Consider the following 14,655-nt stretch of genomic DNA (forward strand, 5'->3'; position numbering starts at 1 on the left):
GATCGGGCGGCGTTTTGCTTTAGCGGCTCCAGTAGGCGAGTGTCTTCGTCCAAAGCGATTCCGAGAACAAGCCCGGCAGGTCGCCCCAGATTTGCACCGGCCCGAGACGGAACGACGTGTCGATGTCGTAGCCCGCCAGGCTCGGCGCGCCGCCCGTGTAATAGAACTCCTTGAGCAGCGCGTTCGCACGCCGGAACAGCATCAGCGTGGCGTGATTGTCGTGCTCGTTGCGGCGGATCAACGCGGGCATCGAATCGGCATAAGACGTGTCGCGCAGCGTCGCCGTCTTCTGCGCGGGGCCGAAAACGCGACCACCCTTGATCGTGAAGACGCGCGTGCCCGAGGCGTCGCCGCGCGGTTCGAGCACGGCGAGATCGTCGATGCCGTCGCCGTCGATATCGCCCGCCGCGACTTTCACCGATGCCGCGCGCAACTGCGGATACACATTCGTGCGATAGCGCGCGGTGAACGCGCTTCCCGTGCTCGCGAGCGGCGAGAGCGCGAGCGCGCCATCGACGTTTTCCATCGCGATGAGGCCCGCTTTCGGCGAGCCCGCCACGCGCGCCGGGAGAAAGCGCGCGCTGGCATCGAGTTCCCGGGCTTCGAGCCATAGCGCCGGCGGCGCGGCGGAATCGAGCATCCAGAGATCGAGGCCCGCGTCCTTGCGCTTCTGCGCGATGACGACATCGGCGCGGCCGTCGCCGTTGAAATCGCCCGCGATGTATTGCTGCGCGATGTCGGGCGTCCATGCGGCGCTCGTCTGCCGCCACAGGCGCGGCGCTTCGAAATGCGTGCCCGCGCTTCGCAAGAGCCAGAATGCGGTGCCGCCATTGCGCGGCGTGACGACCATCAGATCGGCGCGGCCGTCGCCATCGAAATCGGCGAGCAGGAAGCGGGCGCTGTCGAAGCACAGCGTATCGCCCTGGCACGTGGGCGCGGTCGCTTTCGGATCGAACGGCACGGCGTTCAGATACCAGGGCGCGGCCTGATCGATGCGCGACATCTCCGCGACCCACACGTTGAAGCCTGGGCCGTCCTTGCGACGCTGGACATAGACGGTGCTGTCGCGGCCCGCGCCGCGCACGTCGCCATAAAGCGCGCCTTCCTGACGCGTATCGGTCCACACGGTCTGCCGCGACGGCGACCAGCGGTATTCGGCGGTCAGGAGCGAGCATCGGCCCGCGGTGAGCGCGCCGTTCTTCTCGCCGAGGCAATGGTTGAGCGGCGTGTAGACGAAGCCGAAGTCCCACGGCGTCCATCGTTGCGCTGCGCTTTTTGCGTCGCATGCTTCTTCGACCAGCCCCGAGTCGCGCTCCGCGATGCACGCTCGCGTCGATGCGTTGACGAGCAGCGCATCGTTCTTCTCGCCGGGCGTCGCGGGCAATTGCTTCCAGAACCAGTTCTGCGATGCATCGCCTGAACATGCGCCAAGGCGCGGCGCATTGCCCGGTCCGCCGGCCGTGAGGCATCGGCTGGAATACTCGTTGACGAGCTGGAACGGGCGCAACTGGAAGTCGGGGCCTGCGTCGCTGGTGTCGGCGGCGCTCCAGTAGCGGCGCGCGACCCAGTTGCCATCCCACATGTATTCGCCGAAGACGTGGCCGGCGTCGTTGCCATCGACGGCGAAATAGCTGCCGACGACATCGCGCTTGCGCAGCGTGTCGGCGGCGTCGAGGTTCTTCGGCAGGCCGCCGGTCGGATAGGTCACGTGGTAGCCGATCGGCAGGCTGCGCTTGAGGCCCTGCGCCGCCGTGCGGGTCATGCGCGCGGCGTAGATGTGGTCCGGATGCTCCATGAACGCGACGGTGTCGGGATTCAGCGTGTAGATCTCCGTGGCGTCGGCGAGGATCGCGCGCAGCGTCGCGGTGAGCGATGCGCGGTCGTAGGTGGTCGGGGCGGTGCCGTCCGCGTTCAGCGGGTAGGTGGTGAGCGTCTGGCCGCGGTCCCACAGCAGGCCGAGCGGCACCTTGCCGCCGCGCACGCCGCCGCCGGGCAGGCGCAATTCGAGCAGCTTGACGCGCGGTTGCTGTTCGAGCACGAGTTGATGCACGGGCTTGCCGACAAACGTGACCGTCGATTCACGCCATTCGTCGGGAACGCCGGCCATGCGCGCATAGGCCAGTTTGGTGCCGGTCTCCCGCAGCAGCACGTAGTCGAACTTCGCGCCATTAGCGCCGCCGACGATGTGAACCGTCGTGATGCACCAGCCGGCGTCGAGCTTGTCGCTGATGCCGGGGTTCACGAAGAGAAGGTCGTCGTCGAGATGCGCGACCACGGTGATGAGCGTGCCGGCGTGGCAATCCGGCGATGCCGCTGCGGCGTGGGCCTGCACAGGAACGAAGAGGCTGAAGAAGGCCCACATCAACGACAAGCACGCCGATTCTAACCATGTAGTCCTGATGCCTCTGCGCATGCTTTCCCCGTGTTTGCGCGACCGCGCAAGCTGTTTCGAACGATAGAGCAGAAGATTGCCGCGCGTTGGCCAATCGGGTCGGTGCCCGAGCGAACATGTATGAAGGATGTGCGGGAGGCTTGATCGACGAGCGGCGCGACAGGCGAAAAAAAACCTCGCCCGAAGGCGAGGCCAAGTACTTGGAATGACTGTGCGTCCGCAAAAGGTCAAAGGGTCAGCCATTCAGCGGACGAACAGCAAGGGAAGGGTAGGCGGGATGCCGTTTATCAGTCAGGGATGATTGACTGCAGTCAACAAAGAATGTTGGCGTACGCTTGACCGAGTGCAAAAGCAGATAGTTGGCGGAAGGCAATTATCGGATCGGTCCGATTCGAGCGACGCGCCGGAGCCTCTATTCTCTCGCCGTAGTTCACGTCGTCTCTGCCGTGACTATGTCTCTCAAGGATGTTTGCCCCGCCCCGCGGGGCTTTTTTTCGCGCCTTGCAGACGTACGGCCCACAGCAGTGCCGGACGACAAAAGAAAAAACCCGCGACGCTTGCGCTGTCGCGGGTTTTTGAAAGGGGGTGGTGGAGGCGGCGGGAATCGAACCCGCGTCCAGAAGCGATCTACGACCAGTTCTACATACTTAGTTCTGTCTTTTGATTTAGCCGCAACGACGCGGACGAACACGCTGCGTTACGGCGATTCACTAAATTTTCGACTTTGGCGTCGTGACGCCACCAAAGCTTAACTGACGTATATGACCTCTCGCGGTATTGCTACCCTAGCCCGTCAGTGAACTAGTGAGAGGACGGCGGCCCTTAGGCTGCCAGTGCGAACGTATCGTCGTTTGCAGTTACGATTTTCCCATTGATTAACGAGGTGACGGGTCCTCGGTATGCCCTGACCGCTTCACAACCCCTGTCGAAACCAGGTCGCCCCCAAAGCGGAACTTTCATTATCCCACGAAAAGCCATATGAGGCGAACGGCCCCGTTTTCAAGACGCCGCCGCGCCTACGTTACGCGATGTCGCGCAACAGATGCTGCAATTCCTCAGGGGTATCGACGACATGGTTCGCGTGCCACCGGCGCGGCGGGATGTCGTCGCCGCAATAGCCGTAGGCGGCCGCCACCGTGATCATTCCCGCCGCGAACCCCGCCTGTACGTCGCGCAGGTCATCGCCCACATAGACGATGCGTTCCGGCGCGACATCGAGCAGCTCGGCCGCATGCAGCAGCGGCGCGGGATGCGGCTTGGGATGCGGAGTCGTGTCCCCGCAGACGAGGCAGGCCGCCCGCGTGTCGAGACCTAGCAGCGCGACGAGCGGCGCCGCGAGCCGCGTCACCTTGTTCGTCACGATGCCCCAGCGCACGCCGCGCGCGTCGAGCTGATCCAGCAATTCCGCGATACCTGGGAACAGCGTCGTTTCGATGCACAGATCGGCTTCGTAGTTGGCGAGAAACTCCTCGCGCATCGATGGAAACTCGTGATGTTCCGGCCCGATATCGAACGCGCCGCCGAGCAGTCCGCGCGCGCCCGCCGACGCATACGGCCGCAGCATTTCCAGCGGACGCATCTCTAGTCCGCGGTCGTGGCGCATCTTGTTGACCGCTGCCACGAGGTCGGGCGCGGTATCGGCGATGGTGCCGTCGAGATCGAACAGCACCGCCTGGCAAAGACCGAGCGAGTTGCCTTCGGCGGCCCGCTGGGGCAGGGGAGTCGGATCGTCGGGCAAGGGCTTCGTCTGCACGACGCCCGTTTCATCCTGGTCTTCTTGATTCATCGTGTCACGCTTCCCGGCGGCAAGCCATCATGTAGTTGATGCTCGTGTCGTTGGACAGGCCAAAGTGCCTCGAGATCGGCCGGTAGGTGATGCCCTTGATGTCGACGGGCAAGAGCGAAGCCATGCGCGCGTACGACGCCAGTTCGGACGGCTTGATGAAGCGCGCGTAATCGTGCGTGCCGCGCGGCAGCATCCGCGCAATGTATTCCGCGCCGATAACCGCGAACAGATACGCCTTCGCGTTGCGGTTGAGGGTGGAGAAGAACACCCAGCCGCCCGGCTTCACGAGCGCCGCGCACGCGGCAACGGTGCCCGCCGGATTCGGTACGTGCTCGAGCATTTCCATGCAGGTCACGACGTCATACGAGGCCGGCTCGCGCGCCGCCAGCGCTTCGGCGGAAATCTCTTCGTAGGCGACTTCGACGCCGCTCTCCAGACTATGCAAATCCGCGACGCCCAATGCGTTCGACGACAGATCGATGCCCTTTACCGTCGCGCCGCGCGTGGCCATCGACTCCGACAGGATGCCGCCCCCGCAACCGATGTCCAGGACACGCTTGCCCATGAGGTGCGCGTGATCGTCGATCCACGCGAGCCGCACCGGGTTGAGTTCATGCAGCGGTTTGAACTCCGCGTTCGGGTCCCACCAGCGATGCGCCAGCTCGCTGAATTTTTGTAGTTCGTGGGGATCGACATTGGTCATGAGAGAAAACCCTTGCTAAGTCGTGAATCAGTTAGACCGAGTATATAGGCGCTCATTGAGGCGGGCAAAAGGCGCAACGGGCGATGCGACCGGCATTCGGCAAGAAAGCGAGTCGATCCCGGCGATCCAGGCATAAAAAAACCCCCGCCGAGGCGTAATGCCGTTCAGTTAAGCGACTGAACGGCATTTTATTTTGGTGCGGGAAGTAGTTGTAAACGTTGCGCCGAGCTGTTAACTTTTCGGGGCGATGCTTGCCAACCACCTCACCTTCGTAATCGAAGCTCAAGAGCCGACCGATCTGCGACGGTTGGCTGAGCATCTGCCCTACGAGTGGGTCACGCGCGCGGTCCAGGCAACGGGCGCAGCGAGCATCCGGCGCCGTCGTCTGCCGGCTGAGCAGGTGGTGTGGCTGGTGATCGCGCTGGCGATGTACCGGCACTGGTCAATCAGCGAAGTACTCGACAGTCTCGATCTGGCCTTGCCCAACGAGGCCGCGCCGTTTGTGAGCAAGAGCGCCGTGGTGCAGGCCCGCCAACGCGTGGGCGAGGCGCCGATGGCGTGGCTGTTCGAGCAGACGGCACGGGCGTGGACGACTCAGGACGCGGCTCACCATGCGTTCAAGGGATTAAGTCTTTGGGCGATGGACGGCACCACGTTGCGCGTACCCGACAGTGCGGCCAACCGTGAGCACTTTGGCGCGCAAGGTTATGCCAGCGGCAAGGTGGCCAGTTATCCGCAGGTGCGCGCCGTGACGCTCACCGCCATTCCGACGCATCTGGTCGCCGATATCAATTTCGGTCGCTACGACACCAACGAAATGATGTACGCCAAAAGCCTGCTGCCGCAGATTCCGCAAGACTCGCTGACGGTGTTCGACAAGGGCTTTTTGGCTGCAGAAATCCTATGTGGGCTGACGATGAACGCCCCCAATCGTCACTTCCTGATTCCAGCCAAAGCGAATACCTGCTGGGAAGTGGTCTCGGGTACCGCTGACGATGCGACGGTGCGCATGCGCGTCTCGCCGCAGGCGCGCAAGAAATGTCCGGCTTTGCCCGAATTCTGGAATGCGCGCGCGATCCGAACGATCGATGCGCGTGGACGCGAACGCGTGCTGTTGACTTCGCTCGGCGATCGTCGACGTTTCAAACCCGCCGATATCGTTGCCTGCTATGAGCGCCGCTGGCAGATCGAGACCAGTTACGGCGAGCTCAAGCAATCGATGCTGGGTTCTGAGTTGACCTTGCGCAGCCGCACCGTCGAAGGCGTGTATCAGGAGATATGGGGTGCGCTGATCGCCTACAATCTGATTCGCCGTGAGATCGCCAGCGCCGCATGGGAGGCGAAACTCGCACCGACCGACATCAGCTTCGTGCGCGCCCTCCATACCATCCAGCACGAACTCATGTGGGCCGCCCTTACGCCGGCCTATGCAAAGTTGCCCGCATGCCTTCGGCGCCTGCGCGAACGGCTCAAGTCCCTTCCAAATGAAAAACGACCCGGGCGCACATGCGACCGAGTCGTCAAATCCCGCCCCTCACGTTACTCCGTCCGGTACCTTAGAAAGAACCTTAACTGAACGGCATTACCCGCCGAGGCGGGGGTTCGATCTGCGGCAATCCGACAGCTTACTGCTGCGGCTGACGCGTCGTGCCAACAACTTCGACTTCCACGCGACGATCCGGTGCGAGGCAGGCGATAAGTTGCTTGCGATTCTTCTGATTGCACGAACCCTTCGTGACCGGGTCGCGCTTGCCCTTGCCTTCCGTGTAGATACGGTTGGCTTCGATGCCCTTGCTGACCAGGTAAGCCTTCACAGCTTGCGCACGGCGCAGCGACAGACGATCGTTGTACTTGTCCGAACCGATGCGGTCGGTGTAGCCGGTAGCGACCACGACTTCCAGGTTCAGCGCGCCGATCTTCGATGCGAGATCGTCCAGCGCGGTCTTGCCAGCCGGCTTCAGAACTGCCTTGTCGAAGTCGAACAGAGCGTCGGCCTGATACGTGACCTTCTGCGTCGTGATTTGCGGAGCCGGTGCGACCGGCGGAGCGACTGCCGGAGCCGGCGGTTGCGCGACCAGCGCACCGTCGCACTTTGCGTTAGCCGTTGCCGGCGTCCAGAACGCATCGCGCCAGCACAGCTCGTTCGTGCCGTTCATCCACACATACTCGCCCGTGCCATTCACCCAGTTGTCATTGACGGCTTGTCGCGAGGCCGGCACCGACTGTGCCGAGGCCGATGCAGCCATAACTGCGGTAGCTGCAATGAACGCGAGCTTTGAAAGTTTATTCATATTTCTCCTCTCGAAATTGAGATTACCGCAGGTTTACTGCGAGCCTGTAGACAAAGACAAGTCATACATTGCTCGAAGTATAACATTCCCCGCGGAGCCAAACGCTGTGTGTAGACTTCGAGCAGTGTCTAACTTTGTGCGTTGGCATTTTGCCATATCGTTCCCTTGCAACGATAAAAATATCCCCGCACCCAGCCCGCTCGCAACCTTATGTGGTGCCTCCGCAACAAGAAAGGGACAGGAAGGCGCAGCCGTCGGACAAGGCGCTGCACGTGCGCATTCGGCGTGCCCGAAACGCGTTTCCATAACCCGTCGTTGCGGCTGATTCTGCAGGCAGAAACAGTTGAGGCGGCATGATAGCCCGCGCGCGTGACGAAATGACCGAAAACGTTCCCCGGTTTTTGTAAGTAATTGGTACGAAGCGGCGCACCGTTCCTTCAGAAGCGGGGCGTTGCCGGGCAACTGTATGATACGCGACGCGCCGGATGCGAATTTGCCGCATGGTAGAATCTGCTGATGCGCTGCGTTCGCGGCGCCGCAGCGTACGTCGGCTGCGCGCCTGCCCGGCGTGCGCCGCGCGGCCGGCGGATGGGTGTCGTGAGGTCGACGAGCGCGCTGCCGTGTCGCTGCTGCACAGTTCAAGACACGGATAATGGATCAATTCGCTAAAGAGACTCTGCCAATCTCCCTCGAGGAGGAAATGCGCCGTTCGTATCTCGATTACGCGATGAGCGTAATCGTCGGGCGTGCGCTTCCCGATGTCCGCGATGGCCTGAAACCGGTGCATCGCCGGGCGCTGTACTCGATGCACGAACTGAACAACGACTGGAATCGCCCGTACAAGAAGTCGGCGCGTATCGTCGGGGACGTGATCGGTAAGTACCATCCCCACGGCGACGCGTCGGTCTACGAGACGATCGTTCGCATGGCGCAGCCGTTCTCGCTGCGCTACATGCTGGTGGATGGTCAGGGCAACTTCGGTTCCGTCGACGGCGACAACGCCGCGGCCATGCGGTACACCGAAATCCGCATGGCGAAGATCGGCCACGAACTGCTGGCCGACATCGACAAGGAAACCGTCGACTTCGGCCCGAACTACGACGGCAGCGAAAACGAGCCGCTCGTCATGCCGGCGCGTATTCCCAACCTGCTCATTAATGGCTCGGCTGGTATCGCGGTCGGCATGGCGACGAACATTCCGCCGCACAACCTGCGCGAAATCGTCGATGCATGCCTGCATCTGCTGAACACCCCTGACGCGACCGTCGACGAACTGATCGAAATCGTCCCCGCGCCGGACTTCCCCACGGCCGGTATCATTTATGGCGTCGCGGGCGTGCGCGACGGCTATCGCACTGGGCGCGGGCGCGTCGTCATGCGTGCGGCCACGCACTTCGAAGAGATCGATCGCGGGCAGCGCATGGCGATCATCGTCGACGAGATTCCGTATCAGGTGAACAAGCGCACGCTGCTCGAGCGCATCGCCGAACTCGTCAACGAGAAGAAGATCGAGGGCATCTCCGACATACGCGACGAATCCGACAAGAGCGGCATGCGCGTCGTGATCGAGCTGAAGCGCGGGGAAGTGCCGGAAGTCGTGCTGAACAATCTGTACAAGCAGACGCAGCTTCAGGACACGTTCGGCATGAATCTGGTCGCGCTCGTCGACGGCCAGCCCAAGCTGCTAAATCTGAAGGAAATGCTGGAGTGCTTCCTGTCGCACCGGCGGGAAGTGCTGACGCGGCGCACCGTGTTCGAACTGCGCAAGGCGCGCGACCGCGGGCACGTGCTCGAAGGTCTGGCCGTGGCGCTGGCGAACATCGACGAATTCATCGCGATCATTAAGGCCGCGCCGACGCCGCCTATCGCCAAGCAGGAATTGATGAACCGTCCGTGGGACTCGTCGCTCGTGCGCGAGATGCTCACGCGTGCGGAAACCGAGGCTTCGGGCGGGCGTATCGCGTATCGGCCGGAAGGGCTGAATCCGGCATACGGTCTGCAGGAAGACGGCCTCTACAAGCTGTCCGATGTTCAGGCGCAGGAAATTCTGCAGATGCGCCTGCAACGCCTGACCGGTCTCGAACAGGACAAGATCGTCGGCGAGTATCGCGACGTGATGGCGCAGATCGCCGACCTGCTCGACATCCTCGCGCGGCCTGAGCGTATCCGTCAGATGATCGTCGACGAACTCGGCCAGATCCGCACGGAATTCGGCGACGAACGCCGCTCGCGTATCGAGATGAACGCGACCGAGCTGAACACCGAAGACCTGATCACGCCGCAGGAAATGGTCGTGACCATGTCGCACGCGGGCTACGTGAAGTCGCAGCCGCTTTCCGAATATCGCGCGCAAAAACGCGGCGGTCGCGGCAAGCAGGCCACGCAGATGAAGGAAGACGACCTGATCGACACGCTGTTCATCGCGAACACGCACGATCACATGCTGTGCTTCTCGAACCGTGGCCGCGTCTACTGGATCAAGGTCTACGAAGTGCCGCAGGGTTCGCGCAACTCGCGCGGCCGGCCGATCGTCAACATGTTCCCGCTGCAGGACGGCGAGAAGATCAACGTCGTGCTGCCGATCAAGGAATTCTCGGCGGACAAGTACGTGTTCATGGCGACGTCGCTCGGCACCGTCAAGAAGACGCCGCTCGAAGCGTTCAGCCGTCCGTTGAAGAAGGGCATCATTGCGGTCGATCTGGACGAGGGCGATTACCTCGTCGGCGCGGCGATCACCGATGGCGCGCACGACGTCATGCTGTTCTCGGATGCGGGCAAGGCCGTCCGCTTCGACGAAAACGATGTCCGTGCGATGGGTCGCGGCGCGCGCGGCGTGCGCGGCATGCAGCTCGAGGACGGGCAGCAGGTCATCGCGCTGCTGGTCGCGGGCGGGGAAACGCAGTCGGTGCTGACCGCAACGGAGAACGGCTTCGGCAAACGCACGCCGATTCACGAGTACACGCGCCATGGCCGCGGCACGAAGGGCATGATCGCGATTCAGACTTCCGAGCGCAACGGCAAGGTCGTCGCGGCGACGCTCGTCGAACCCGAAAGCGAGATCATGCTGATCACCACGGCGGGCGTTCTCATCCGCACGCGCGTGTCCGAGATACGCGAAATGGGCCGCGCAACCCAAGGTGTTACACTCATCAGCCTTGACGAAGGGACGAAGTTGTCGGGACTGCAGCATATCGCCGAGGCCGAAGCTGATGCCGAACTCGACGAAGCGGATGCGGCCGCGAACGGCTCCACGCCCACGCCGGACGATGCGGAAAACGGAGAAGGCGGCGAAAGTGGTGAAAGCGCCTGATATTTTTTGTGTCGCCGGTTTCTCGTTATCGCTTTTGAAAGCCTGAATTGGTTAAGCTGCGCGACGTGAGCTTCATGCCGGCACTGCGCTTCGTTTCTCTTCGAAGCCAGCGCCGAGCGCATACAGATGTGCAAAGCTCGTCGCCGGTGCTGAACTGAATATTTTTTACAGGGAGTAATGATGCAAGGACGTTTCAAGCAGTGGATGTTGCTGGCCGCTTTCGTGCCGACTTTCGCGATGGCTCAGTCGCTTCAGAACCAGGCGCCGAACCAGGCGGCGGCGCCGGCTGCCGCAGCAGCACCGGTTGATCCGGCCAAGCAAGCCGCGATCAAGGAGCTGCTCGACGCAATCGACGCACAGAAGCTCGTCGGCGCGATCGGCAACAGCGCGCAAATGCAGGCGAAGCAACTGGTTCCGGCGATCCTGTCGGACGCACTGTCGGAAAACAAGTCGCTGAACGACAAGCAAAAGCAAGCTGCTGTTCCGACGCTGCAAAAGAACGCCGTGCCGAAGCTGGTTGATTCGGCAGGTCAGGTTTTCGCAACGGACAACTTCCGCCAGGACGCCATGAAGGCTCAGTACGACGCGTACGCGAAGTACTACTCGACGGACGAAATCAAGGACCTGACGAACTTCTACAAGAGCACGACGGGCCGCAAGTTCATCCAGGTGCAGGATCAAGTTGGCCGCGACGTGGTCAACGGCCTGATGCAGAAGTACATGCCGCAAGCGATCAAGGCAACGCGTACGCAAGCCGATTCGGAAGTGGCAAGCGTCAAGGCCGCCAAGTAAGCACGGGCACGCAGTCCGCATAGATTCGCCAGCGAGGCATGCCGCCTCGCGCGTTGGCGGGTTTTCAGGACAATGCGATAATGGCTGTTTGCGTGAGAGCGCAAGCAGCCATTTCTTTTTCAGGCGCGACGAACGAGGCCACGTCTCTTCGCCAGTCCGTATTCTCGGCAGCGCCTGCCAATCGGGACCCTCAGATGCGCGTGTTCAATTTCTCCGCCGGCCCGGCCGCGATGCCAGAAGAAGTGTTGAGGCAAGCCGCCGACGAAATGCTCGACTGGCAAGGCAGCGGCATGAGCGTGATGGAAATGAGCCACCGTGGCGCCGAATTCATGTCGATTCACGAGGCGGCGCTCACTGATTTGCGTGAATTGCTGAATGTGCCGGCCTCGCATCGCATTCTGTTTCTGCAGGGCGGCGGCATCGGCGAAAACGCCATCGTGCCGATGAACATGCTCGGCGCAAAGAAGACCGCCGACTTCATCGTGACCGGTTCGTGGTCGACGAAATCGCTCAAGGAAGCGCACAAGTACTGCACGCCTCACATGGCCGCCACCGGCAAGACGGAGCAGGGCTTCACGCGCGTGCCGGGCATCGACGAATGGAAGCTGTCGGACGATCCCGCCTACGTGCATCTCTGCACGAACGAAACCATCGATGGCGTCGAAGCGTTCGATATCCCCGATCTCGGCGATATCCCGCTCGTCGCGGATGCATCGTCGCATATTCTCTCGCGCCCGATGGACGTCGCCAAATACGGCGTGTTGTTCGGCGGCGCGCAGAAGAACATCGGCATGGCGGGGGTGACGGTGGTCATCGTGCGCGAGGACCTGCTGGACCGCGCGCTGGCCATCTGCCCGTCCGCCTTCGAATGGAAGACGGTCGCCGAAAACAACTCGATGTACAACACGCCGCCCACGTATGCGATCTACATCGCCGGGCTCGTCTTCAAGTGGCTGAAGAAGCAGGGCGGCTTGCAGGCGATCGAAGCGCGCAACGTCGAAAAGGCGAAGCTGCTTTACGACACCATCGATTCCAGCGATTTTTACGTCAACAAAGTCGAGCGGCAGAACCGTTCGCGCATGAATGTGCCGTTCTTTCTCGCCGATGAATCGCGCAACACAGACTTCCTGGCCGGCGCAAAGGCGCGCGGCCTTCTGCAACTGAAGGGCCACAAGTCCGTCGGCGGCATGCGGGCATCGATCTACAACGCGGTGCCGGTCGAGGGCGTACGGGCTCTCGTCGAATACATGAAGGAATTCGAGCGCGAATGCGCTTAACCCGCATCCGGACATTACAGCACCGCATGGACGACGACCTCAATACAAGACTCAAGCCACTGCGCGAGCGCATCGACGCGCTCGACGCGCAACTCATCGCTTTGCTGAATCAGCGCGCTTCGGTGGCGCTCGAAGTCGGCGAGGTGAAGAAGCATTTCAACGCGCCGGTGTTTCGTCCCGAGCGCGAGATGCAAGTGATCGCGCGGCTTCAGGAGATGAGCGACGGGCCGCTCGCAGCCGAGCACATCAGCGCCATCTGGCGCGAGATCATGGCGGCGAGCCGCTCGCTCGAGCAGACCATCCGCGCCGCCTTCCTCGGGCCGGTCGGCACCTATAGCGAACAGGCGATGTTCGAGTACTTCGGTCATTCGATCGAAGGGCTGGCTTGTCCGTCGATCGACGAAGTGTTCCGCGCGGTCGAAGCGGGCGCGGCGCAGTATGGTGTGGTGCCGGTCGAGAATTCGGCGGAAGGCGCGGTGTCGCGCACGCTTGACTTGTTGCTGCAAACGCAATTGATGATCGGCGGCGAACTCGCGTTGCCGATCCATCACAACTTGCTGACCGCGTCCGGTACGCTCGACGGCGTGACGCGCGTCTGCGCGCATCCGCAGGCGATCGCGCAGTGCCAGCGCTGGCTGTCGACGAACGCGCCGCGTCTCGAGCGGCAAGCCGTGTCGAGCAACGCGGAAGCCGCGCGCATCGCGGTGAACGATCCGACCGTCGCGGCCATCGCCGGCGATCGCGCGGCCACGCATTACGGGCTCGGCGTCGTCGCTCCGATGATCCAGGACGATCCGCACAATCGCACGCGCTTCGTGATCATCGGCAAGCAGCCGACCGATTCGAGCGGTCACGATCAGACTTCGCTCATCGTGTCGGTGGCGAACGAGCCGGGCGCGGTGTTCAAGCTGCTGGAGCCGCTCGCGAAGCACGGCGTCTCGATGACGCGCTTCGAGTCGCGGCCCGCGCGCATCGGCACGTGGGAGTATTACTTCTATATCGATGTCGAAGGCCATCGCGACGATACCGCCGTGGCCGCCGCACTCGATGAACTCGGACGCAAGGCTGCGTTCCTGAAGATTCTCGGGTCCTATCCGCGCGCCCGGTAAAATCCGCGCTTTCAGCCGTCCGATTGTCCCGCGTCCCCGCGACGCGTTTTCTCCGGTGTTCCGTGACCGAGTTCGCTTTCAACAAACTGGTTATCTTCGGTGTCGGCCTGATTGGCGGCTCGCTCGCGCGCGCGCTGCGTGAACGCGCGGGCCTTCACGGGCGCATCGTCGGCGTCGGGCGTTCGGCGCAGTCCGTCGCGCGCGCGCTCGAACTGGGCGTAATCGATGAAGCCGCCGCCTGCGACGACGACGCCGCGCTCGCCCGCGCCCTCAAAGGCGCAGACGTCGTCTTGCTTGCCGCGCCCGTCGCTCAGACGGAGCCGCTGCTCGCGCGCATCGGGCCGTTTCTCGACGCGCGGACCATCGTGACGGACGCCGGCAGCACGAAAAGCGATGTCGTCGCCGCGGCGCGCTCGGCGCTCGGCGCACGCGTCGCGCAGTTCGTGCCGGGCCATCCGATCGCCGGACGGGAGTCGAGCGGCGTCGATGCCGCGCTGCCCGAGCTTTACGTCGATCGCAATGTGGTGCTTTGTCCGCTCGATGAGAACGCGCCGGAAGCGGTCGAACGGATTGCGGCGATGTGGCGCGCGACCGGCGCCGCCGTGCATCGGATGAGCGAAGCCCAGCACGATCGCGTGTTCGCATCGGTGAGCCATCTGCCGCATGTGCTGTCGTTTGCGCTCGTCGAGCAGATTCTCGAAGCGCCGGACGCGCAGTTGAAGTTCTCGTTCGCGGCAGGCGGCTTTCGCGATTTCACGCGCATCGCGGCATCCAGCCCGGAAATGTGGCGCGACGTCTGCATCGCGAACCGCACCGCGCTGCTCGCCGAACTGGACGCCTATACCGATGTCCTTGCGCGTTTTCGGGCGGCTATCGACGCGTCGGATGGCGCCGCGCTCGAGGCGGCGTTTGCGCGCTCGCGCGTCGCGCGAAAGGAATGGCAGGAACGCGGCGCCATGCGGATTTCCGCCGATCCCGCCGCGAAGTAACCACAC

Annotated in this window: 10 protein-coding genes and 1 other RNA gene; 6 read left to right on the forward strand and 5 right to left on the reverse strand. The window is 62.7% G+C overall.

All coding sequences use genetic code 11. The features are described 5' to 3' along the window. Positions 1–19: 19 nt before the first annotated feature. The 4 genes from LDZ21_RS03705 to ubiG form a co-directional block, all read right to left on the reverse strand. Positions 20–2,362, reverse strand: coding sequence for an FG-GAP-like repeat-containing protein (locus tag LDZ21_RS03705; RefSeq protein ID WP_244794280.1), 2,343 nt, complete (start codon positions 2,360–2,362; stop codon positions 20–22). Between the two features lie 616 nt (positions 2,363–2,978). After that, positions 2,979–3,336: a transfer-messenger RNA gene (gene ssrA, locus LDZ21_RS03710) on the reverse strand. Between the two features lie 77 nt (positions 3,337–3,413). Continuing rightward, positions 3,414–4,178, reverse strand: a complete 765-nt coding sequence (gene gph, locus LDZ21_RS03715) for a phosphoglycolate phosphatase (RefSeq protein WP_244794281.1) — start codon at positions 4,176–4,178, stop codon at positions 3,414–3,416. A gap of 4 nt (positions 4,179–4,182) precedes the next feature. Continuing rightward, on the reverse strand, positions 4,183–4,881 hold the full coding sequence (gene ubiG / locus LDZ21_RS03720) for a bifunctional 2-polyprenyl-6-hydroxyphenol methylase/3-demethylubiquinol 3-O-methyltransferase UbiG (protein ID WP_244794282.1): 699 nt from the start codon (positions 4,879–4,881) through the stop codon (positions 4,183–4,185). A gap of 247 nt (positions 4,882–5,128) precedes the next feature. Between ubiG and LDZ21_RS03725 the strand changes: the two genes are divergently transcribed. Beyond that, positions 5,129–6,457 carry an IS4 family transposase gene (locus LDZ21_RS03725; RefSeq protein ID WP_244794283.1) on the forward strand — a complete coding sequence of 443 codons (1,329 nt, stop codon included), beginning with the start codon at positions 5,129–5,131 and terminating at the stop codon, positions 6,455–6,457. Positions 6,458–6,506: 49 nt separating this feature from the next. Here the strand turns inward: LDZ21_RS03725 and ompA are convergent, their stop codons facing one another. After that, a complete protein-coding gene (ompA, locus tag LDZ21_RS03730) occupies positions 6,507–7,172 on the reverse strand; it encodes an outer membrane protein OmpA (RefSeq protein ID WP_244794284.1) in 666 nt (221 codons plus the stop codon). Between the two features lie 652 nt (positions 7,173–7,824). Here ompA and gyrA point away from each other — a divergent pair. From gyrA to LDZ21_RS03755, 5 genes are all read left to right on the forward strand, one after another. Next, positions 7,825–10,482 carry a DNA gyrase subunit A gene (gene gyrA / locus LDZ21_RS03735; RefSeq protein ID WP_244794285.1) on the forward strand — a complete coding sequence of 886 codons (2,658 nt, stop codon included), beginning with the start codon at positions 7,825–7,827 and terminating at the stop codon, positions 10,480–10,482. A gap of 180 nt (positions 10,483–10,662) precedes the next feature. Beyond that, on the forward strand, positions 10,663–11,274 hold the full coding sequence (locus LDZ21_RS03740; RefSeq protein WP_244794755.1) for a DUF2059 domain-containing protein: 612 nt from the start codon (positions 10,663–10,665) through the stop codon (positions 11,272–11,274). Between the two features lie 194 nt (positions 11,275–11,468). Next, positions 11,469–12,551, forward strand: a complete 1,083-nt coding sequence (gene serC / locus LDZ21_RS03745) for a 3-phosphoserine/phosphohydroxythreonine transaminase (RefSeq protein ID WP_244794286.1) — start codon at positions 11,469–11,471, stop codon at positions 12,549–12,551. Positions 12,552–12,577: 26 nt separating this feature from the next. Continuing rightward, entirely contained in the window at positions 12,578–13,660 is a 1,083-nt protein-coding gene (gene pheA, locus LDZ21_RS03750; protein ID WP_035959687.1) for a prephenate dehydratase, read from the forward strand. Between the two features lie 62 nt (positions 13,661–13,722). Then, positions 13,723–14,649 (forward strand): prephenate dehydrogenase, encoded by a 927-nt coding sequence (locus tag LDZ21_RS03755; protein ID WP_244794287.1) that lies wholly within the window; start codon positions 13,723–13,725, stop codon positions 14,647–14,649. Positions 14,650–14,655 lie beyond the last annotated feature (6 nt).

This window comes from Caballeronia grimmiae, assembly GCF_022879615.1.
Taxonomy (GTDB): Bacteria; Pseudomonadota; Gammaproteobacteria; order Burkholderiales; family Burkholderiaceae; genus Caballeronia; species Caballeronia grimmiae.